At 63.1% G+C, this 19931-nt stretch carries 14 protein-coding genes, 1 pseudogene and 1 riboswitch; of the genes and pseudogenes, 12 read left to right on the forward strand and 3 right to left on the reverse strand.

Translation table 11 applies throughout. The features are described 5' to 3' along the window. Positions 1 to 31: 31 nt before the first annotated feature. Both BTO32_RS06145 and BTO32_RS06150 read right to left on the reverse strand, forming a co-directional pair. On the reverse strand, positions 32 to 937 hold the full coding sequence (locus BTO32_RS06145) for a response regulator transcription factor (RefSeq protein ID WP_076723739.1): 906 nt from the start codon (positions 935 to 937) through the stop codon (positions 32 to 34). Next, positions 924 to 4307: a hybrid sensor histidine kinase/response regulator gene (locus BTO32_RS06150; protein WP_076723741.1), complete on the reverse strand. Its 3384-nt coding sequence runs from the start codon at positions 4305 to 4307 to the stop codon at positions 924 to 926. Before BTO32_RS06150 ends, BTO32_RS06145 begins: the two co-directional genes overlap by 14 nt. 429 nt (positions 4308 to 4736) lie before the next feature. Between BTO32_RS06150 and urtA the strand changes: the two genes are divergently transcribed. The 12 genes from urtA (at position 4737) to BTO32_RS06210 (ending at position 19307) form a co-directional block, all read left to right on the forward strand. Continuing rightward, positions 4737 to 5915 carry an urea ABC transporter substrate-binding protein gene (gene urtA, locus BTO32_RS06155; protein WP_217697007.1) on the forward strand — a complete coding sequence of 393 codons (1179 nt, stop codon included), beginning with the start codon at positions 4737 to 4739 and terminating at the stop codon, positions 5913 to 5915. 84 nt (positions 5916 to 5999) lie between these two features. After that, positions 6000 to 6926 carry an urea ABC transporter permease subunit UrtB gene (urtB, locus tag BTO32_RS06160; protein WP_076723744.1) on the forward strand — a complete coding sequence of 309 codons (927 nt, stop codon included), beginning with the start codon at positions 6000 to 6002 and terminating at the stop codon, positions 6924 to 6926. Positions 6927 to 6936: 10 nt separating this feature from the next. Next, positions 6937 to 8127 (forward strand): urea ABC transporter permease subunit UrtC, encoded by a 1191-nt coding sequence (gene urtC / locus BTO32_RS06165; RefSeq protein ID WP_076723745.1) that lies wholly within the window; start codon positions 6937 to 6939, stop codon positions 8125 to 8127. After that, on the forward strand, positions 8127 to 8879 hold the full coding sequence (urtD, locus tag BTO32_RS06170; protein ID WP_076723746.1) for an urea ABC transporter ATP-binding protein UrtD: 753 nt from the start codon (positions 8127 to 8129) through the stop codon (positions 8877 to 8879). The genes urtC and urtD overlap by 1 nt, the downstream gene beginning before the upstream one ends. A 2-nt stretch (positions 8880 to 8881) precedes the next feature. After that, positions 8882 to 9571 carry an urea ABC transporter ATP-binding subunit UrtE gene (gene urtE / locus BTO32_RS06175; protein WP_076723747.1) on the forward strand — a complete coding sequence of 230 codons (690 nt, stop codon included), beginning with the start codon at positions 8882 to 8884 and terminating at the stop codon, positions 9569 to 9571. A 21-nt stretch (positions 9572 to 9592) separates the two neighbouring features. Continuing rightward, positions 9593 to 10639: an aliphatic amidase gene (locus BTO32_RS06180; RefSeq protein ID WP_076723748.1), complete on the forward strand. Its 1047-nt coding sequence runs from the start codon at positions 9593 to 9595 to the stop codon at positions 10637 to 10639. Between the two features lie 513 nt (positions 10640 to 11152). Further along, positions 11153 to 12160: a formamidase gene (locus BTO32_RS06185; protein ID WP_076723749.1), complete on the forward strand. Its 1008-nt coding sequence runs from the start codon at positions 11153 to 11155 to the stop codon at positions 12158 to 12160. Between the two features lie 163 nt (positions 12161 to 12323). Beyond that, positions 12324 to 13556, forward strand: a complete 1233-nt coding sequence (fmdA, locus tag BTO32_RS06190; protein ID WP_076723750.1) for a formamidase — start codon at positions 12324 to 12326, stop codon at positions 13554 to 13556. Positions 13557 to 13561: 5 nt separating this feature from the next. Then, positions 13562 to 13915, forward strand: coding sequence for a zinc ribbon domain-containing protein (locus tag BTO32_RS06195; protein ID WP_076723751.1), 354 nt, complete (start codon positions 13562 to 13564; stop codon positions 13913 to 13915). Between the two features lie 75 nt (positions 13916 to 13990). After that, positions 13991 to 14211, forward strand: a riboswitch (cobalamin riboswitch). Between the two features lie 130 nt (positions 14212 to 14341). Beyond that, positions 14342 to 17113, forward strand: a complete 2772-nt coding sequence (locus BTO32_RS06200; RefSeq protein ID WP_076723752.1) for a ribonucleoside-diphosphate reductase subunit alpha — start codon at positions 14342 to 14344, stop codon at positions 17111 to 17113. A 44-nt stretch (positions 17114 to 17157) separates the two neighbouring features. Next, complete coding sequence (locus tag BTO32_RS06205) at positions 17158 to 18216, forward strand: ribonucleotide-diphosphate reductase subunit beta (protein WP_076723753.1); 1059 nt, start codon at positions 17158 to 17160, stop codon at positions 18214 to 18216. 89 nt (positions 18217 to 18305) lie between these two features. Beyond that, positions 18306 to 19307, forward strand: a complete 1002-nt coding sequence (locus BTO32_RS06210) for a 2-hydroxyacid dehydrogenase (protein ID WP_076723781.1) — start codon at positions 18306 to 18308, stop codon at positions 19305 to 19307. Positions 19308 to 19379: 72 nt separating this feature from the next. On the opposite strand, the pseudogene BTO32_RS06215 reads toward BTO32_RS06210, so the two are convergent. Next, positions 19380 to 19880 (reverse strand): annotated as a pseudogene (locus BTO32_RS06215) (phage integrase N-terminal SAM-like domain-containing protein); the annotation flags it as partial. Between the last annotated feature and the right edge of the window lie 51 nt (positions 19881 to 19931).

Here is a 19931-nt window from a genome sequence, read left to right on the forward strand (position 1 = left end):
GGACAGCGGGAACCGGTAAAAGTGCCGCCGGTCAGGGTACGGCGAGGACGCGGATGGCGCAGGCGGCCGCGGCGGTGCGGTTTTCCACGCCCAGTTTGCGGAACACCTGCTCCAGGTGTTTGTTGACGGTACGTGGGCTCATGTCGAGGATCTGGCCGATTTCCCGGTTCGTCTTGCCGTTGGCGATCCACAGCAGCACGTCCGACTCCCGTTGGGTCAGCTGGAAACGGTCGCGCAGGGCCGCGGCGGCGCTGTTGGCGTTCTGGGGCGTTTTCAGGCGCAGCAGGTATTCCCGGTTGTCCAGCAGGGCCAGGAATTCCACCGAGCGGGGGGTGTCGAGGATGCGCAGCGGCAGGCTGTGGCCCGGTTCTGGTTGGCGGCCGAGCCAGGCCTCCAACTCGCCCTGGAGCGTCTCGAACGCCGGTTGATCGGCGGCGGGCAGGCACCGGCAGACTTGGGGGGTTCCCCACAGCAGGCGCCCCCGGGCATCCACCGCAAACAGGTTCTGGCCGGCGTGGTCCAGTGCGTTGCGTGCGCTCCGGGCCATCCGGGCGTTGGCCAGGTGCACGGCCATTCGGGCCAGCAGTTCGGCGGTGTTGATGGGTTTGGTGACATAGTCCACGCCGCCGGCATTCAGTCCCATGACCACATGCTCGGTGTCGCTCAAACCGGTCATGAAGAGGATGGGGACATCCGCGAACGCCGGGTTTTCCTTGAGCCGGCGGCAGGTTTCGAAGCCGTCCATGTTGGGCATGAGTGCGTCCATCAGCACGACGTCCGGGGTGATGTTCTGGCTGATGGTCAGGGCCTGGCTGCCTTCCAGGGCCACCAGTACGGTCATCCCTGCCTCTTCCAGCGAGTCGTTGATCATGCGGATGGAGTCCACGGAGTCGTCCACCACCATCACGACCGTCTTCTGATGTTCACGAGAGTTCATGGTTGGCTTCCTCAAGCAGCCCGAGAATGAGTTCGAACTGGAAGTCGTGGGTCAGGCGCTCCAGCTCCGAGATGAACCGGGCGTCGGCCTGGTTGTGTCGTTTCAGGTCGTGCAGGGCTTCCAGCAGTCCCTTGCGGTGGCCGATGCGTGCCAGCGCCGCCAGCTGCTCGCGGTATTCCGGCGCCGGCATCGGCAGGTCGCCGGCCTTGGGCGCCGGGGCGCTGGTCAGGGGCTCCGGGCTCTTCTCGAACCGCCACTGGAGGGCGAGGGCCCGAGCCATGGCCGCCAGCAGGGCGTTGAGCCGGACCGGCTTGATGATGTAGTCGTCGTGCAGCCGGGGGGCGTCCGGGTCGTGTCGGCCTTCCTGGGCGTCGGCGGACACCATGATCACCGGCAGCGCCACCTTGCGCGCCCGTACCTGTTCCAGCACCTGCCAGCCGTTCAGCCCGGGCATGGAGACGTCCAGCAGCAGCAGGTCGGGCCGGAGTTGTTCCAGGGTGCCCAGCACCTCCAGGGAGTTGCCGATGTCCACCACCTCGAAGCCTAGGGGCGCGAGCAGGGCCCGGATCACTTGGCGGTGCGACTGGTCGTCGTCCACCACCAGCACTTTGCGGCGCGGGCCATGGTAGCCGTAGATGCGCCGTTCTGGCGCCGCCAGCAACCGGGGCGCGGTACTGTGCAGGCTGGACAGCATCAGGCTGACCCGGAAGGTGCTGCCCCGGCCCGGCTCGCTGGTCACAGAGATGTCGCCGCCCATGATTTCGGTGAGCAGCCGGGTGATGGTCAGGCCCAGGCCGGTGCCGGCACGGGCCTGGCCAGGCGTGCGGATGCGCTCGAATGGGCGGAAGATGCGCTCGATGTTTTCCGGGGCGATGCCTTCGCCGGTGTCGCGCACGGTGAATTCGGCCACCTGGCTGCGGTAGCGCAGGGTCAGCGATACGCCGCCGGCATCGGTGTATTTGATGGCGTTGGAGAGCAGGTTGATCAGGATCTGGCGCAGCCGCTTCTCGTCGGTGGTGACCAGGTCCGGCAGCGGGTTGGGGCAGTGGTACTCGAAGGCCAAGCCCTTGTCCTCGGCCTGCAGCCGGAACATGGTCACCAGCTGCTCCATCAGCAGGCCGATGCGTACCTGGTCGCGGTGCAGGTCGAGCCGGCCGGCCTCGATCTTGGAGATGTCCAGAAGGCCCTCGATCAGGTCCGACAGATACTCGCCGCTGCGCCGAATGACCCCGAGTGCCTCCTTGCGGTGCGCCGGTACGGTGGCGTCGTTTTCCATCAGCTGGGCGTAGCCGAGGATGGCGTTCAGGGGTGAACGCAGCTCGTGACTGATGCCGGTCAGGTAGCGGCTTTTGGCGCCGTTGGCCGCTTCCGCCTGTTCCTTGGCGTCCTGCAGCGCCTTGTCGGTGCGTTCGTGGGCGGCGATTTCCTCCATCAGCAGGCGGGTCTGGCGCCGGGATTCCTCCTCCGCCACGCGCCGGCTTTCGTGGGCCAGCACGAACAGCCAGCACACCACGCCGGTCACGATCACCAGGATGAAGAACACCTTCCACAGGGTCACCGACAGCAGCAGCGCCTGCTGGGCCGAGGTGACCGGTGTCTGGTGGTAAATCAGCGACAGCAGCAGGCCGGAAACGCCGTTGATGACCACCAGCAGGGTGAGAAAGTGGCCCAGGCGGCTGTGCAGCGAGGCCTGCAGCCGCCGTGGCACCAGATGACCGATCAGGCCCTGCAGCTGTTCACGGTAGCTGGCGCCGGGCTTGCACTGGTCGCCGCAGCGGGCGTCCAGGGAGCAGCATAGGGAACAGATGGCGCCGGCATAGGCCGGGCAGTAGGTGACGTCCTCTGGCTCGAACCGGTGCTCGCAGATGGAGCAGGGCACCAGTGCGTGGTCGGTGGCGATCGGCTGGAACGGTCGCGCGATGTAGAAACGGCCGCCGGTGGCCAGGGCGATCAGCGGCGCCGCCAGCAGGGCGGTGACGAGGGCGATGAAGTGGGACAGGGCCCGGGCCAAGTCGCCGGCCACGCCGGCGTGCAGCGCCAGACCCACCGCCGAGGCAATCAGCATGGCCCCCACACCCACCGGGTTGATGTCGTACAGGTGCGCGCGCTTGAACTCGATGTAGCGGGGGCTCAGCCCCAGCGGTTTGTTGATCACCAGATCCGCCACCAGCGCCCCGACCCAGGCGATGGCGATGATGCCGTAGAAGCCGAGGGTTTCCTCCAGTGCCTGGTACACCCCCAGTTCCATCACCATCAGGGCGATGGCGACGTTGAAGAACAGCCACACCACCCGTCCCGGGTGGCTGTGGGTCAGGCGCGAGAAGAAGTTGGACCAGGCGATGGAGCCGGCGTAGGCGTTGGTGACGTTGATCTTGAGCTGGCACAGGATCACGAAGCTGCCGGCCAGGGCCAGGGACACCTCCGGTGAATGGGTCATGTAGTTGAACGCCACCACGTACATGCGGGTGGGGTCGGCGGCGTCGGCGGCCGGCACGCCCTGATTCAGTGCAAGCACGGCCAGGAAGGAGCCGGCCAGAATCTTCAGCATGCCCACCAGAATCCAGCCGGGGCCGCCGGACATCACCGCCAGCCACCAGCGCCGCCGTTCCCGAGCGGTATGGGGCTTGGGAATGAAGCGCAGAAAGTCCACCTGCTCGCCGATCTGGGCGATCAGCGAGAACACCACGGCGGCGGCGGCACCGAACAGCAGGATGCTGAAGCCCTCGCTGTTGTCTCGGTTCAGGCCCTGGAAGCGGGTCCAGTCGTCGATGGCGGAGGCGTCGGCGTAGAGGATGAACGCGAACGGCGCCAGCTGCAGCACCAGGAACACCGGCTGGGTCCACACCTGGAACCGGCTGATGGTGGTGATGCCGTGGGTAACCAGCGGGATGATGACGACCGCGCAGATCAGGTAGCCCAGCACCAGCGGAATGTCGAACAGCAGGCGCAGGGCCATGGCCATGATGGCCGCTTCCAGAGCGAAGAAGATGAAGGTGAAGGAGGCGTAGATCAGTGAGGTGATGGTGGAACCGATGTAGCCGAAACCGGCGCCCCGGGTCAGCAGGTCGATGTCCACCCCGTAGCGGGCGGCGTAGTAGCTGATGGGAATGGCGGTCAGGAAGATCACCAAGCTCACCGCCAGGATGGCGACGACGGCGTTGTCGAAGCCGTAATGCAGGGTGATGGAGCCGCCGATGGCTTCCATCGCCAGGAACGAGATGGCGCCCAGGGCGGTGTGGCTGACCCGGGCGGCGGACCAGCGGCGGGCGCTCTTGGCGGTGAATCTCAGGGCATAGTCTTCCAGAGTCTGGTTCGCTACCCATTGGTTGTAGCTGCGCCGGACCCGGAAGATGTTCTGCTTGGTTGTCATGGCTGCGTTTCCGGTCGCGGGGGAACGTGCGGCGTCGGCGCAGGTTCCAGGGCCGCGCGCCGGGCGTTCCAAAGCCGGATCAAGTTTCGTGCCAGTCCCTGGCCCAACCCTCGCATCGTCGTCGTCGCGCGGGCGCGCACCCCGGACACCGGGGATTCGGCTCTGTTCCTGGTCGGTTGTACCCCGTGCCGGGGGCCAGCGGTATGCGTCAAATGACGTAGGGCGCTGGGGTGATTGGCGAATGGGCGCCCTGGCGGGGGCTCGACAGAATGGGAGTCCTGGGCGCTGCGCTCTCCGACGGGCGGCGGCACCGGCTTTCAAACTCTGCGAGGACTGACCATGGGAACCACAACCACGGCCGCCGGGCGGCGGCCATCCGGCACACGCAAGGGGCTCCGCGGGAGCCTATGGACTCTGGCGGCATCGGTGATGCTGGCCAGCACGGCCCAGGCCGCGGTACCGCCAACCCCCGAGGTGAACACCACCGGCCTGGCGGTGACCGACGACACCGTCAAGGTGGGCATTCTGCACTCCATCACCGGCACCATGGCGATCAGCGAGATCGGCTCGGTGCAGGCCGAGAAGCTGGCTATCGACCAGATCAATGCCGCCGGTGGTGTGCTGGGCCGGAAGATCGAGTATGTCCAGGAGGACGGTGCCAGCGACTGGCCCACCTTCGCGGAGAAGGCGCGCAAGCTGCTGCGCCAGGACGACGTGGCCGCCATCTTCGGTTGCTGGACCTCGGCCTCGCGCAAGGCGGTGCTGCCGGTGATCGAGCAGTACAACGGCATGCTTTACTACCCCACCTTCTATGAGGGCCTGGAGCAGTCACCGAACGTGATCTACACCGGCCAGGAGGCCACCCAGCAGATCCTCGCTGGCATCGACTGGGCGGTGAAGACGAAGGGGGCGAAGACCTTCTACCTGCTCGGTTCCGATTACATCTGGCCGCGCACCTCCAACAAGATCGCCCGCAAGCACATCGACAAGCTGGGTCTGAAGGTGGTGGGCGAGGAGTACTACCCGCTGGGGCATACCCAGTTCAACTCGGTGATCAATAAGATCAAGCTGAAGAAGCCGGATGTCATCTTCGCCTCCGTGGTGGGCGGTTCCAACGTTGCCTTCTACAAGCAGATGAAGGCCGCCGGGGTCGATTTCACCGATGAAAAACCGCTGCTGCTGACCATCTCCGTCACCGAGGATGAAATTCGCGGCATCGGCGGCGAGAACGTCAACGGCATCTACGCCTCCATGAAGTATTTCCAGAGCCTGGACAACCCGAACAACCAGGACTTCGTCAAGGCGTTCAAGGCCGCCTACGGCGATGACATGGTGATCGGCGACGTTACCCAGGCAGCCTACCTTGGCCCCTGGCTGTGGAAGATGGCGGTGGAGAAGGCTGGGTCCTTCGACATCGACAAAATCCGCGAGGCCTCACCGGGCATTGAGTTCACCAAGGCCCCGGAAGGCTACGTGCGCATCCATGAGAACCATCACCTGTGGTCGAAGACCCGCATTGGCCAGGCCCAGACCGACGGCCAGTACAAGGTGGTCTACGAGACGCCGGAACTGATGGAACCGGATCCGTTCCCCGAGGGCTATCAGTAAGCCCGAAGCGTCGCCGGTGCCTCTTGGTGCCGGTGCCGCCGTCCGGAGCGATCAAGGGGTGTTCACACAAGGGGAGTAAGGGTCATGTTTGATGGCTACACCACCAGTGAGTTGTTGTCGATATTCGCCATGCAGGGGTTCGCCGGCCTGTCCCTGTTCTCGGTCTTCGTACTGATGGCGCTGGGCCTGGCAATCATCTTCGGTCAGATGGGCGTGATCAACATGGCCCACGGGGAGTTCATGATCCTGGGCGCCTACACCACCTACCTGACCTCGAATCTGTTCCAGAGCTACTTGCCGAGCCTGTTCAGCGGCTACTTCTTCGTGGCCATGCTGTTGGCTTTCGTGGTGTGCGCGGCCCTGGGCGCGCTGATCGAGTGGGCGATGATCCGGCACCTGTACCGGCGCCCGCTGGACACCCTGCTGGCCACTTGGGGCCTGAGCCTGATCATGCAACAGGCCTACCGCTCTATTTTCGGCGCCCGGGAAGTGGGTGTGGAGCTGCCGGAGTGGATGATGGGCGCGATCCAGGTCACCGATCTGGTGGAACTGCCGATCAACGGCCTGTTCGTGATGATCATCGCCCTGGCCATTGCCCTGGGCGTGTACCTGCTGATGTACCGCTCCGGCTGGGGCCGGAAGGTGCGCGCGGTGGTGCAGAACCGGCCCATGGCCGAGGCGGTGGGCATCAACAGCGCCGGCGTGGACCGGGCCACCTTCGCCCTCGGCTGCGGCATTGCCGGCATCGCCGGCGCCGCCTTCACCATGATCGGCTCCACTGGCCCGTCGTCGGGCCAGGCGTACATCGTCGATACCTTCCTGGTGGTGGTGTTCGGCGGTGCCCAGAGTCTGATCGGCACCATTGTGTCCGCCTTCTCCATCTCCCAGGCCCAGTCCACCATGGAATTCTTCATGAGCGGTTCCATGGCCAAGGTCCTGACCTTGCTGGTGGTCGTCGGCATCCTGATGCTGCGCCCGGAAGGTCTGATGGCCCTTAAGGTTCGTCGCTAGGAGACCCCCCATGAAAACCTCCGCTTCCCCCCTGAAATGGCTGGCCTCCCGCGAGGGGCTTTACTACCTGGCGCTGGCGCTGCTGCTGGTGGTCATCCTGCCGCTGGCGCTGGATCCGTTCCGGCTGAACATGGTCGGCAAGTACCTGACCTACGCCTTCGTCGCCGTCGGCCTGGTGATGTGCTGGGGCAAGGCCGGCATCCTGAGTCTGGGCCAGGGCGTGTTCTTCGGCCTGGGCGGCTACTGCATGGCGATGTTCCTGAAACTGGAGGCGTCCACCCCGGAGGCCACCGCAATCCAGTCCACCCCGGGCATCCCGGACTTCATGGACTGGAATCAGCTGACCGAGCTGCCCTGGTTCTGGGAGCCGTTCCACAGCTTCGCCTTCACCCTGATCGCCCTCATCGGTGTGCCGGTGCTGCTGGCGCTAATCATCGGCCTGGCCATGTTCACCCGCCGGGTGGGCGGGGTGTACTTCGCCATCATCACCCAGGCCATCGCCGCCATCCTGACCATCCTGATCATTGGCCAGCAGGGGTACACCGGCGGCGTCAACGGCATCACCGACCTGCAAACGCTGATGGGCTGGGACATCCGCACCGACGAGGCCAAGACCCTGCTGTACTTCGTCTGCGTCGGGCTGCTGTTCCTGTGCCTGTTCACCGCCCGGTTCGTGCAGAACCGCAAGCTGGGCCGGATCCTGGTGGCGATGAATGCCCAGGAGATGCGGGTGCGCTTCTCCGGATACGACGTGGCGGCCTTCAAGATCTTCGTGTTCTGCCTGGCGGCGGCCTTTGCCGGCGTCGGCGGCGCGCTGTTCACGCTGATCGTGGGGTTCATGTCGCCGTCCTTCATCGGCATCGTCGCCTCCATCGAAATGGTGATCTTCTGCGCCCTGGGGGGCCGCCTGTCGTTGCTCGGCGCGGTCTACGGTGCGCTGCTGGTAAACGCGGCCAAGAGCGGTTTCTCCGAATCGTTGCCGGAACTCTGGCCGTTCCTGATGGGGGCCCTGTTCATCGGCGTGGTGCTGGCATTCCCGAACGGCCTGGCCGGCCTGTACCAGACCTACGTAATGCCGCTGGAAGCGCGCCTGTTCCGGCGCCGGACCCCGACACCGCCGGCCGCGCCGGCGACGGGCCGGAAAGACGACGGGAAGCCCTTCGACCCGATGATTGACCACTTCAGCCCGGAGAAATCGTGATGAACACAGTCAACAGCAAGGACTTTCTGCTGGCGGTGGAGGGCCTGACTGTCTCCTTCGACGGCTTCAAGGCGGTGGATGACCTGTCCTTCTACCTCGACCCGCGGGAAATCCGGGTGATTATCGGCCCCAACGGCGCCGGCAAGACCACGGTACTGGATCTGATCTGCGGCAAGACCCGGGCCACCTCCGGTTCCATCCGGTTCGCCGGCAAGGAGCTGACCCGGCTCAAGGAACACCAGATCGTGCACGCCGGGGTGGGGCGCAAGTTCCAGACCCCCTCGGTGTTCGAGGATCTGACGGTGTTCGAGAACCTGGAAGTGTCCTATCCCCGGGGCCACAGCGTGATGGGGGCACTGGCATTCCGGCGCGACGCGGCGGTGGTCGAGGCGGTGGAGTCGGTGGCGGAGACCATCTTCCTGAAGGATCAGCTGGACCGGCCGGCGGCACTGCTCAGCCACGGCCAGAAGCAGTGGCTGGAGATCGGCATGCTGCTGATCCAGAAGCCGGACCTGCTGATGTTGGACGAGCCGGTGGCGGGCATGTCCGTGACCGAGCGCAAGAAAACGGCGGAGCTGCTGAAGGTGATCACCGAGAACCATACGGTGCTGGTGATCGAGCATGACATGCAGTTCGTGGGTGATATCGCCGACCGGGTGACGGTGATGCACCAGGGCAAGGTTCTTTCCGAGGGGTCCATCGAGCATGTGAAGTCGGACCCGAAAGTCATCGAAGTCTATCTGGGGCACTGATCATGCTGAGCGTCAAACATCATTCGGTGGCCTATGGCCAGAGCACCATCATCGAGGATCTGAACCTGGAGGTGGGTCGGAACGAGATCGTGGCGGTGGTGGGTCGCAACGGCATGGGTAAGACCACGCTGATGAAATCGCTGGTGGGGATGACACCGTCCCGGGCTGGAGACATCGAGCTGGATGGTACGCCGCTGACGGGGCTGAAGAGCTACCAACGGGTGCGGGCCGGGATCGGCTTCGTGCCCCAGGGGCGGATGATTTTTTCCACGCTGACGGTGAAGGAAAACATCGAGACCGGACTGGCGGCGGTGGGTGAGGCGAAGGTCCCGGAAGACCTTTATGAGCTGTTTCCGGTGCTCAGGGACATGCAGAACCGGCGCGGAGGCAACCTTTCGGGCGGCCAGCAGCAACAGCTGGCGATTGCCCGGGCACTGGCGACCCGGCCCAAGGTGCTGCTGCTGGACGAGCCCACCGAGGGCATCCAGCCCAACATCATCAAGGACATTGCCAAGACCCTTCGGCGTATCCGCGACGAGCGGGGGTTGTCGATCGTGGTGTCGGAGCAGGTGCTGAGTTTCGTGATGGATGCGGCGGACCGGATTCTGGTGATCGAGAAGGGGGCGATTGTGCACGAGGAGCTTCGGCAAGAGGCGAATCAGGACAAGATTGCCAGTTATCTGGCTGTTTAGCTTGGTTGAGGGGTAACGAATATGAGACACGGTGATATTTCCAGCAGTAACGATACCGTCGGCGTGGCGGTGGTGAATTACAAGATGCCGCGGCTGCATACCAAAGCCGAGGTGCTGGACAACGCCCGCAAGATTGCGGACATGATCAAGGGAATGAAGGTAGGGCTGCCGGGCATGGATCTGGTGGTGTTCCCTGAATACAGCACCATGGGGATCATGTACGACGGCGACGAGATGATGGCAACCGCCGCGACCATTCCCGGTGAGGAAACGGCCATCTTCTCGGCCGCCTGCCGTGAGGCCAACACCTGGGGAGTGTTTTCCCTCACGGGTGAGCGGCACGAGGAGCATCCCAACAAGGCGCCCTACAACACCCTGGTGCTGATCAACAACGAGGGTGAGATTGTCCAGAAATACCGCAAGTGCATCCCCTGGTGCCCCATCGAGGGCTGGTATCCGGGCGACACCACCTACGTCACCGAAGGTCCCAAGGGCCTGAAGATCAGCCTGATCATCTGCGACGACGGCAACTACCCGGAAATCTGGCGCGACTGCGCCATGAAAGGCGCGGAGCTGATCGTGCGATGCCAGGGCTATATGTATCCGGCCAAGGACCAGCAGGTGATGATGGCCAAGGCCATGGCCTGGGCCAACAACTGCTACGTGGCGGTGGCCAACGCCAGCGGCTTCGACGGCGTCTACTCCTACTTCGGCCACTCGGCAATCATCGGCTTTGACGGCCGCACCCTGGGTGAGTGCGGCGAGGAGGACATGGGCGTGCAGTACGCGCAGCTGTCGGTGAGCCAGATTCGGGATGCCCGGGCCAATGACCAGTCCCAGAACCACCTGTTCAAGTTGCTGCACCGCGGCTACACCGGGGTGTACAACTCCGGCGACGGCGACAAGGGCGTGGCGGACTGCCCGTTTGATTTCTATCGCACTTGGGTAATGGATGCCCGGAAGGCACAGGAAAACGTCGAGGCCCTGACGCGGAGTACGATCGGTGTGGCCGAATGCCCGGTGGGTGAATTGCCGGTGGATGGCAAAGAACGATCGGCAGGCGGGTAACCTCCTGCCTGACCTGGGAAGGAGCATGTATGCCTTTCATGAATGATCAGCTTGGGGCCCACCCGGCGTGTCATTACGGAGAAGGAAAGTCCACCGGGCCTCAGGCAGACGCGTTTTACCGTTGATCCCGATCATCTCTCCCGGACTCTGAAGGCCCGCATTGTCGGGCAGGAGCAACCTCGGTGCCGCGGAATTGCTGCGATACCAGAATCGCTCATTCTGGATGAGGCACTGAACCGCCGTTACGGTGCCCGCGAGCTGGCCCGCTGGGGCCTGTGGTTGCCAGGGCGATGCTGACGAATCCGGCAACGACGGGGTTTGTGGTGGACCGCATGGATCACGGGCCACAGGCGTGATTTTCCGGGATGCGCGCCTTGTGATCGCGCTGTAACCCCTGCGATCAGCGGCGTTGACCGACTACGTTATTTGACGCATTTATGAAACGTTATAACGTTGAAAAAATGTTGTTGCAGCTGCTGAGAATTTTATCGGACATTATTCAGGAGTCTTAACATGGCGAGTACAGGTAGTGTCAGCGCTTGGGACGAAGCGCTTCTGGTTGCAATGATTCAGTACCCCGTCCCGGTGATTAAAGGACCGGAAGATATTCAGGTTCAGGTGGACCAGATTTGCAAGGCCCTGGCCTCGACCAAAGCAGGCTATCCCGATCTGGACCTGATTGTTTTCCCCGAATATTCAACCCAGGGTCTGAACACGTCGATCTGGACCTATGACGAAATGCTGTTGACCATCGATAGCCCGGAAATCGATCAGTTCAAGCAGGCGTGTATCGATAACGATGTCTGGGGTGTGTTTTCGTTGATGGAAAAGAATGAGGATCCATTAAAGCCGCCCTACAACACGGCCATTGTCATCAACAGTGATGGCGAAATCGCACTGCATTATCGCAAATTGCAGCCGTGGGTGCCGATTGAGCCCTGGTCGCCTGGTAACTATGGCATGCCGGTGTGTGACGGGCCCAAGGGTTCCAAACTGGCGGTCTGCATCTGCCACGACGGCATGTTCCCGGAACTGGCCCGCGAGGCGGCCTACAAAGGGGCTAACGTTTATATTCGCATCTCCGGTTACTCCACCCAGGTTAACGACCAGTGGATCTGGACCAACCGTACCAATGCCTGGCAGAACTTGATGTACACCATTTCGGTCAACCTGGCCGGTTATGACGGCGTCTTTTATTACTTCGGTGAAGGCACCGTCTGTAACTACGACGGTAACGTGATCCAGCAGGGGCATCGCAACCCCTGGGAGATCGTCACGGCAGAGCTGTTCCCGAGGCTGGTGGACAAGGCACGGGAAAACTGGGCTCTGGAGAACAACATCTTCAACCTGGGGTGTCGCGCCTACGTTGGCAAGCCTGGTGGCAGCACCGAGAACTACTTGACCTGGGTGAAAGATCTTGCCGAGGGCAACTACAAGCTTCCCTGGGATGACAAGATCAAGGTTCGGGATGGCTGGAAATACTATCCCGATGGCGTGAAGCTGGGGCCCATGCCGAAATAGCCGTTCGGTCTGGAAGGTCACACAGACAATCCTCAGCCACCCATCTACGTTAAATAACGTAGATGGGTGGTGCTATTAACGAATGGTTGTGCTCAGCGGATTCATCAATAGTGATCCTGTTGATGTCCACTCGACCATGATGATTCGCTGAGGAGCTACCACAATGGCTGAAACCCTGATCAAAGTTGATTTGAGCAAATCGGCTTACGAAAACGAAAAAATCCACAACCGCTGGCACCCGGATATTCCGATGGCTGTGACGGTCAAGCCCGGGGATGACTTCATCCTGGAGTGCTACGATTGGACCGGCGGCCAGATCAAGAACGACGACAGCGCCGACGACGTGCGCGACGTGGATCTGACCCAGGTGCACTTCCTGTCCGGCCCGGTCGGGGTCGAGGGGGCCGAGCCCGGCGACCTGCTGGAAGTGGATATCCTCGACATCGGTGCCTTCTCCGACCAGCAGTGGGGCTTCAACGGCTTCTTCGCCAAGACGAACGGCGGCGGTTTCCTGACCGACCACTTTCCCGAGGCGCAGAAATCCATCTGGGACTTCAACGGCATGTTCACCAAGTCCCGGCATATTCCGAACGTGGAATTCGCCGGCATGATTCACCCGGGCTTGATCGGCTGCCTGCCGTCCAAGGACATGCTCGAGGCGTGGAACCAGCGGGAAAAAGAACTGTACGACACCGATCCGGACCGGGTGCCGGGCCTGGCCAATCTGCCGTTCGCTGACACCGCCCACCTGGGCAAGCTGGCCGGCGACGCCGCCAAGGCTGCCGCGGCCGAGGCGGCGCGCACCGTGCCGCCGCGTGAGCACGGCGGCAACTGTGACATCAAGGACCTGTCCCGGGGCTCCAAGGTGTATTTCCCGGTGTACGTGAAGGGCGCCGGCCTGTCGGTGGGCGACCTGCACTTCAGCCAGGGCGATGGCGAGATCACGTTCTGTGGCGCCATCGAAATGGCCGGCTGGATTCACCTGCGGGTCAACCTGATCAAGGACGGCATGGCCAAGTACGGCATCAAGAACCCGGTATTCAAGCCCAGCACCATCAAGCCGCGCTACGAAGACTACGTGATCTTCGAGGGCATTTCCGTGGACGAGGATGGCAAGCAACACTACCTGGACGTGCACATCGCTTACCGGCAGGCCTGTCTCAACGCCATCGAGTACCTCACCAAGTTCGGCTACACCCCGGCCCAGGGATACGCGCTGCTGGGCTGCGCCCCGGTGGAAGGCCACATCAGCGGCGTGGTGGATGTGCCCAACGCCTGCGCCACCCTGTGGCTGCCGACGGAAATCTTCGACTTCGACATCAACCCGACCGCCGCCGGCCCGACCCAACAGGTGACGCCGGGCACCGACGTACCGCTGTCGCCGGACAAGGAGTGACCGCCATGCCGCTGTATGACTACAAGTGCCGCGAACACGGTCTGTTTCAGGAACTGGCGCCCATGGCCGACGCCGCCAAGCCGGCGCCGTGCCCGACCTGTCGGCAACTGTCGGCGCGGGTGATCCTGCTGCCGAGCCATCTGGCCACTTTGGACCCGAGCCGCAGGCAGGCCATGGAACGGAACGAGAAGGCACGGCACGAGCCCATCGTGTCTAGCGCCGACCAGCGTGCCCGGGACACCGAACACCGCCGGGCCTGTGGCTGTGGCGGCAAGACCGACGGCAAGCACTTGCTGTTCTATACCGCCGACGGCAAGAAGATGTTCCCCTCCATGCGGCCGTGGATGATCAGCCACTGATCCTGTCGCTTCACGTGTTTGGCCCCCTCGGGGGCCTTTTTTGTTTCCCGCCTTGTGATCCCCGGACACGGCGTATATAGTGTTCAAATCCTTGGTTTGCTACCAGATGTTGTGATCAAACTCTGATCATCGGGGTAGCGGGGAATCCGGTGAGAATCCGGAACTGACGCGCAGCGGTATTGGGGAACGAGCGTGGCAACCACGACACTGGCAACCGCCGGGAAGTCGCCACGCGAGGCCGAATCGACCGATTCATGCCCCTGAGTCCGAAGACCTGCCAAGGGTGGGGAGCCGGCTGCCGGCTCCCGGACTGCACCTTCGCGATTCAAGGTGAGCAGACCGGTCGTCCCTGCCTGTCCATTCGGCAAGGTGTGCCCCTGCATTCGCGAAGGTGAAACGGAACCGACGCGATTTCAGGAGAACACCATGTCTGCCTCATCTGCCCCGGCTGCAGCCCAGCCGGCCCCCGTAACCGAAACCGAATCCCTCCAGGTGATCAAGCGCAATGGCACCCTGGTGGCGTTCAATCCGTCCAAAATCAGTGTGGCCGTCACCAAGGCCTTCCTGGCCGTCGAGGGTGACAAAGCTGCCGGCTCTGCCCGGGTCAACGACGCCGTCCAGCGGGTTACCGCCCAGGTGGTCCAGGCCATCAGCCGCCGCCTCAAGGCCGGCGGCAAGGTGCACATCGAAGACATTCAGGATCAGGTGGAGCTGGCCCTGATGCGGGCGGAGGAACACAAGGTGGCCCGAGCCTACGTGCTGTACCGGGAAGAGCATGCGCGCCAGCGGGCCCACGAGGCGCCGGTGGAGGCGCACCCGCACCTGACCGTGAAAAAGGCCAACGGCGAGATCGCGCCGCTGGACCTGGGGCTGATGAAGCAGCAGGTGGAGCTGGCGGCCACCGGTCTCGAAGGCATCGACGAGGGCTCCCTGGTGGACGAGGCCCTGCGGAACCTGTACGACGGCATCGACGAATCGGAAGTCCTCGCCGCGCTGATCATGACCGCCCGCAGCCGCATCGAACAGGAACCGGACTACAGCGCCGTCACCGCCCGCCTGCTGCTGGAGCAGCTGCGCCTGGAAGTGGCCGGCGCCCTCGATCTGCCGCGCCAGCAGCCGCTGCCGGAGCTGTATCCCCAGGCCCTGCGCGCCTTTGTGGCCACCGGCATCCGCTACGAACTGTTGGACGAAGCCCTGGCCGCCTTCGACCTGGAGCGCCTGGGCGCGGCTCTCAAGCCCGAGCGTGACCACCAGTTCGGCTTCCTCGGCCTGCAAACCCTGTACGACCGGTACTTCCTGCACTGGCGCAAGGCCCGGCTGGAACTGCCCCAGGTGTTCTTCATGCGCGTCGCCATGGGCCTGGCCCTGCGCGAGGACGACCCCAACGCCCGCGCCATCGAGTTCTACCACCTGCTCTCCAGCTTTGACTACATGGCCAGCACGCCGACCCTGTTCAACAGCGGCACCCGGCACAGCCAGCTCTCCTCCTGCTACCTCACCACCGTGCAGGACGACCTGGAAAGCATCTACGGCGCCATCCGCGACAACGCACTGCTCTCCAAATGGGCCGGTGGCCTGGGCAACGACTGGACCCCGGTGCGGGCGCTGGGCTCGCACATCAAGGGCACCAACGGCCAGAGCCAGGGCGTGGTGCCGTTCCTGAAAGTGGTCAACGACACCGCCGTGGCGGTGAACCAGGGCGGTAAGCGCAAGGGCGCCGTGTGCGCCTATCTGGAAAGCTGGCATCTGGACATCGAGGAATTTCTGGAGTTGCGCAAGAACACCGGCGACGAACGCCGCCGCACCCACGACATGAACACCGCCAACTGGGTGCCGGACCTGCTGATCGAACGCATGCGCGACGACGCCGAGTGGACCCTGTTCTCTCCCAGCGACGTGCCGGACTTGCACGACTTGTACGGCAACGCCTTCCGGGAACGCTACGAACACTACGAACGACTGGCCGAACAGGGCGAGATCACCCTGTTCAAGAAAGTCTCCGCCAAACAGCTCTGGCGCAAGATGCTGACCGTACTGTTCGAAACCGGTCACCCGTGGATCACCTTCAAGGATCCGTGCAACCTGCGCTCGCCGCAGCAGCACACCGGCGTGGTGCACAGCTCCAACCTGTGCACCGAGATCACCCTCAACACCAGCGCCGAGGAAATCGCCGTGTGCAACCTGGGCTCGGTGAACCTGGCGGCCCACGTGGTCGACGGTGAGCTGGACGTGCAGCGCCTGGAACGCACCGTCACCACCGCCGTGCGCATGCTCGATAACGTCATCGACATCAACTACTACGCCGTACCCCAGGCCCGGACCTCCAACCTGCGCCACCGCCCGGTCGGCCTCGGCCTGATGGGCTTTCAGGACGCGCTGTACCGGCTCGGCCTGTCCTACGCCAGCCCCGAGGCGGTGGAGTTCGCCGACCTGGCGATGGAACAGATCAGCTACTTCGCCATCCGCGCCTCCGCCCAGCTGGCGGCCGAGCGGGGCACTTACGAAAGCTACCCGGGCTCACTGTGGCAGCAGGGCATCCTGCCCATCGACTCCCTGCGCCTGCTGCGTGAGCACCGCCGCGACGGCGAGCTGGACATCAACACCGACAGCCGCCTGGACTGGACCCCGGTGCGCGAACTCATCGCCCGCCACGGCATGCGCAACAGCAACGTCATGGCCATCGCGCCCACCGCCACCATCTCCAACATCGTCGGCGTGTCCCAGTCCATCGAACCGGCCTACCAGAACCTGTTCGTGAAATCGAACCTCTCCGGCGAGTTCACCGTGGTCAACCCGTCCCTGGTGCGGGACCTCAAGGCCCGGGACCTGTGGGACAACGTCATGGTCAACGACCTGAAATACTTCGACGGCTCCGTGCAGCAGATCGACCGCATCCCGGACGACCTCAAGGCCCGTTACGCCACCGCCTTTGAAATCGACCCCCGGTGGCTGGTCGAGGCCGCCGCCCGGCGCCAGAAATGGCTCGACCAGGCCCAGAGCCTCAACCTGTACATGGCGGAGCCCAACGGCAAGAAACTTGACGCCCTGTACCAGCTCGCCTGGCTGCGTGGCCTGAAAACCACCTACTACCTGCGCTCCCTGGGCGCCACCGGCGCCGCGGAAAAAACCGCTCCGGTCGCCGCCCCGCAACCGCAGGTATGCAGCATCGACAACCCGGAATGCGAGGCGTGTCAGTAACCACGGACATACACCAAAGGCTACAGGATCAAAGGATCATTCAAATGCTGAACTGGGACGACGAACCAAAAACCGAAACCAAAGCCACAAACCCGGATGCCCCCGCCCCGGTGAACGTGGACGACAAGCGCGTCATCAACGGCGACACCGACATCAACCAGCTGGCACCGTTCAAGTACCCCTGGGCCTGGGAGTACTTCATGAACGCCAACAAGAACCACTGGACCCCCCTGGACATCAACATGGCCCAGGACGTCCACGACTACCACCACCGCCTGACCCCGGCGGAAAAGCACGTCTATGAAAACGTGCTGGCCTACCTCACCACCTCCGACATCCTCGCCATGCGCAACATCGGCCTGGCGGTGATGGAAAAGATGAGCGCCCCGGAGCTGCAGATCTACCAGGCCCGCCAGGTGTACGAAGAATCCCTGCACACCTGGACCTACCAGCACTGCATCGAAACCCTCAACCTGGACCAGAGCGAAATCTACAACCGCTACCGCGTGGTGCCGGAAATCCACCGCAAAATCCAGGTCGCCAACCGCCGCCTGGACGCCGCCATGCGACCGGACATGAACCTGCGCAACCCCGACGACCTGCAGCAGTTCATCATGTCCTACCTGTTCTTTGCCGCCGTATTCGAGGGCTGCTGGTTCTACAACGGCTTCAGTCCCATCTTCGCGCTCCAGCGTCGTGGCCTCATGCGAGGCACTGGGGAACAGTTGCAGTACATCCTGCGGGACGAAGCCATGCACTTCTCCTTCGGCCTCAAAGTGGTGAACCAGATCCTGGAAGAGGAAAACATCCGCCTCGACCCCAGGGCCGTGCGCGAGATGTGGGACGAATCCGAAGCCGCGGAAACCGCCTACGCCCGGTACATCCTGCGCGAGCCCATCCTGGGCTACTCCGCCGAATACCACAGTGAACAGTTCCGCTTCGTGGCCAACCGCCGTGCCCGAGCCGTGGGCCTGGAAGAACCCTTCCCCGGGGCGAAAAACGTCTCACCCTGGCTGGATGAACAGGCGACCCTGCGCAAGGAGAAGAACTTCTTTGAAACCCGGGTCATCGAATACCAGACCGGGGCGCAGCTGGAGTGGTGAGTTTCTGCTAGGCTAAGGCCATGCGCGTCGGCGGAACCCCGGACGGGCCCGCCGGCACAACCGAGCCGGACAGCGGAGCATCTTCGGCCATGAACGTGGCGGTTTTTAGCACCAAGCCCTACGATGAACAGTTCCTTGTGCAGGCCAATCAGGACGGCCACTCCCATGAACTGGTATTTTTCGAACCCCGGCTGAACGCGGCCACCGTCACCCTCGCCAAAGGCTTCGATGCCGTGTGTGTGTTCGTGAACGACCAGGTGGATGCCGCCGTTCTCGAGCAACTGGCCGAGGGCGGCACCCGGGCCGTAGCCCTGCGCTGCGCCGGTTTCAACAACGTGGACCTGAAAACCGCCCAGCGGCTGGGCATCGACGTGGTGCGCGTGCCCGCTTATTCACCTTACGCCGTCGCCGAACACACCGTGGCCCTGATGCTGACCCTCAACCGCCAGATCCACCGGGCCTACCACCGCATCCGCGATGGCAACTTTGCGCTGGACGGACTGCTGGGCTTCGACCTGCGGGGACGCACCGTGGGGATCGTCGGCACCGGGCAGATTGGCGTGGAAGTGGTGCGCATCATGCGCGGATTTGGCTGCCGGGTACTCTGCCATGACCTCCACGCCAACCCCGAAGCCCAACAACTGGGCGCCGAGTACGTGACCCTGGATACCCTGTTCAGCCAGGCCGACATCGTCAGCCTCCACTGCCCGCTTACCCCCGACACCCACCACCTGATCGATGCCGCCGCCGTGGCCAAGATGAAAACAGGCGTCATGCTGATCAACACCAGCCGGGGCGCCATTGTCGACACCGCCGCCATCATCGAGGGCCTGAAATCCGGCCAGATCGGCTACCTGGGGCTGGATGTCTATGAGGAAGAGGGCGACCTCTTCTTCGAAGACCTCTCCAACATCGTACTCAAAGACGACGTCTTCGCCCGCCTGCTGACCTTCCCGAACGTGGTCATCACCGGTCACCAGGCCTTTTTCACCCGCAACGCCCTGGAAAGCATTGCCCGTACCACACTGGACAACCTGACCGAACTGGAATCCAGGGGGACGTGTGTGAACCGGGTCAGTGCTTCGGGTTAAGCAATGCACTGACCATCCTCGGACCCTATTCCCGGGGACAAAGAACGCTCCCGCCGGGATGAGCGTCGTCCTGTCTTTTGCGCCCTTGCCATCGCGTACGGTGATGACTCGCTGCTGGAACTCCAGATCTTTGATCCGCAACCGACATGCCTCGGTAACCCGTAGTCCGGAACCGTACATCAGAGAGGCAATCAGCTTGTTGGGTTCACCGAGCTGGCTAATGATTCGCATCGCCTCCTCATGAGTTAGCACGACCGGTAGTCTGCGGGGTTTTTTCGAGCGGACGACGTCGCCAATCTCTCCGAGCGGCTTGTCCAGCACTTTGTCGTACAAAAACACCAAAGCGTTCAGAGCCTGAGCCTGTGTTGCGGCCGCTACGTTACGGTTCACTGCAAGCCAGGTCAGAAACTCATTGACCTCCCGTGGCCCCATCTCGCGAGGGTGCTTCATCTGGTGAAAACGAATGAAGTACCGGATCCAATACCAGTAGGTTTTCTCAGTTCGGATGCTGTAACGATTTACGCGAATGACCGCGCGCACCTGATCGCGCAAACGAGGCTGCTTTCCTAGCATCAGGATCGGCTCCTTGCCAAAATATGTATATTTATACAGTATTATTGAGGG

The organism is Marinobacter lutaoensis, assembly GCF_001981305.1.
Taxonomy (GTDB): Bacteria; Pseudomonadota; Gammaproteobacteria; order Pseudomonadales; family Oleiphilaceae; genus Marinobacter; species Marinobacter lutaoensis.

Bases quoted from the DNA above. Each gene is read 5' to 3' on its own strand.
- BTO32_RS06145 (WP_076723739.1), bottom strand. From the start codon at position 937: ATGAACTCTCGTGAACATCAGAAGACGGTCGTGATGGTGGTGGACGAC.
- BTO32_RS06150 (WP_076723741.1), bottom strand. From the start codon at position 4,307: ATGACAACCAAGCAGAACATCTTCCGGGTCCGGCGCAGCTACAACCAA.
- urtA (WP_217697007.1), top strand. From the start codon at position 4,737: ATGCTGGCCAGCACGGCCCAGGCCGCGGTACCGCCAACCCCCGAGGTG.
- urtB (WP_076723744.1), top strand. From the start codon at position 6,000: ATGTTTGATGGCTACACCACCAGTGAGTTGTTGTCGATATTCGCCATG.
- urtC (WP_076723745.1), top strand. From the start codon at position 6,937: ATGAAAACCTCCGCTTCCCCCCTGAAATGGCTGGCCTCCCGCGAGGGG.
- urtD (WP_076723746.1), top strand. From the start codon at position 8,127: ATGAACACAGTCAACAGCAAGGACTTTCTGCTGGCGGTGGAGGGCCTG.
- urtE (WP_076723747.1), top strand. From the start codon at position 8,882: ATGCTGAGCGTCAAACATCATTCGGTGGCCTATGGCCAGAGCACCATC.
- BTO32_RS06180 (WP_076723748.1), top strand. From the start codon at position 9,593: ATGAGACACGGTGATATTTCCAGCAGTAACGATACCGTCGGCGTGGCG.
- BTO32_RS06185 (WP_076723749.1), top strand. From the start codon at position 11,153: ATGGCGAGTACAGGTAGTGTCAGCGCTTGGGACGAAGCGCTTCTGGTT.
- fmdA (WP_076723750.1), top strand. From the start codon at position 12,324: ATGGCTGAAACCCTGATCAAAGTTGATTTGAGCAAATCGGCTTACGAA.
- BTO32_RS06195 (WP_076723751.1), top strand. From the start codon at position 13,562: ATGCCGCTGTATGACTACAAGTGCCGCGAACACGGTCTGTTTCAGGAA.
- BTO32_RS06200 (WP_076723752.1), top strand. From the start codon at position 14,342: ATGTCTGCCTCATCTGCCCCGGCTGCAGCCCAGCCGGCCCCCGTAACC.
- BTO32_RS06205 (WP_076723753.1), top strand. From the start codon at position 17,158: ATGCTGAACTGGGACGACGAACCAAAAACCGAAACCAAAGCCACAAAC.
- BTO32_RS06210 (WP_076723781.1), top strand. From the start codon at position 18,306: ATGAACGTGGCGGTTTTTAGCACCAAGCCCTACGATGAACAGTTCCTT.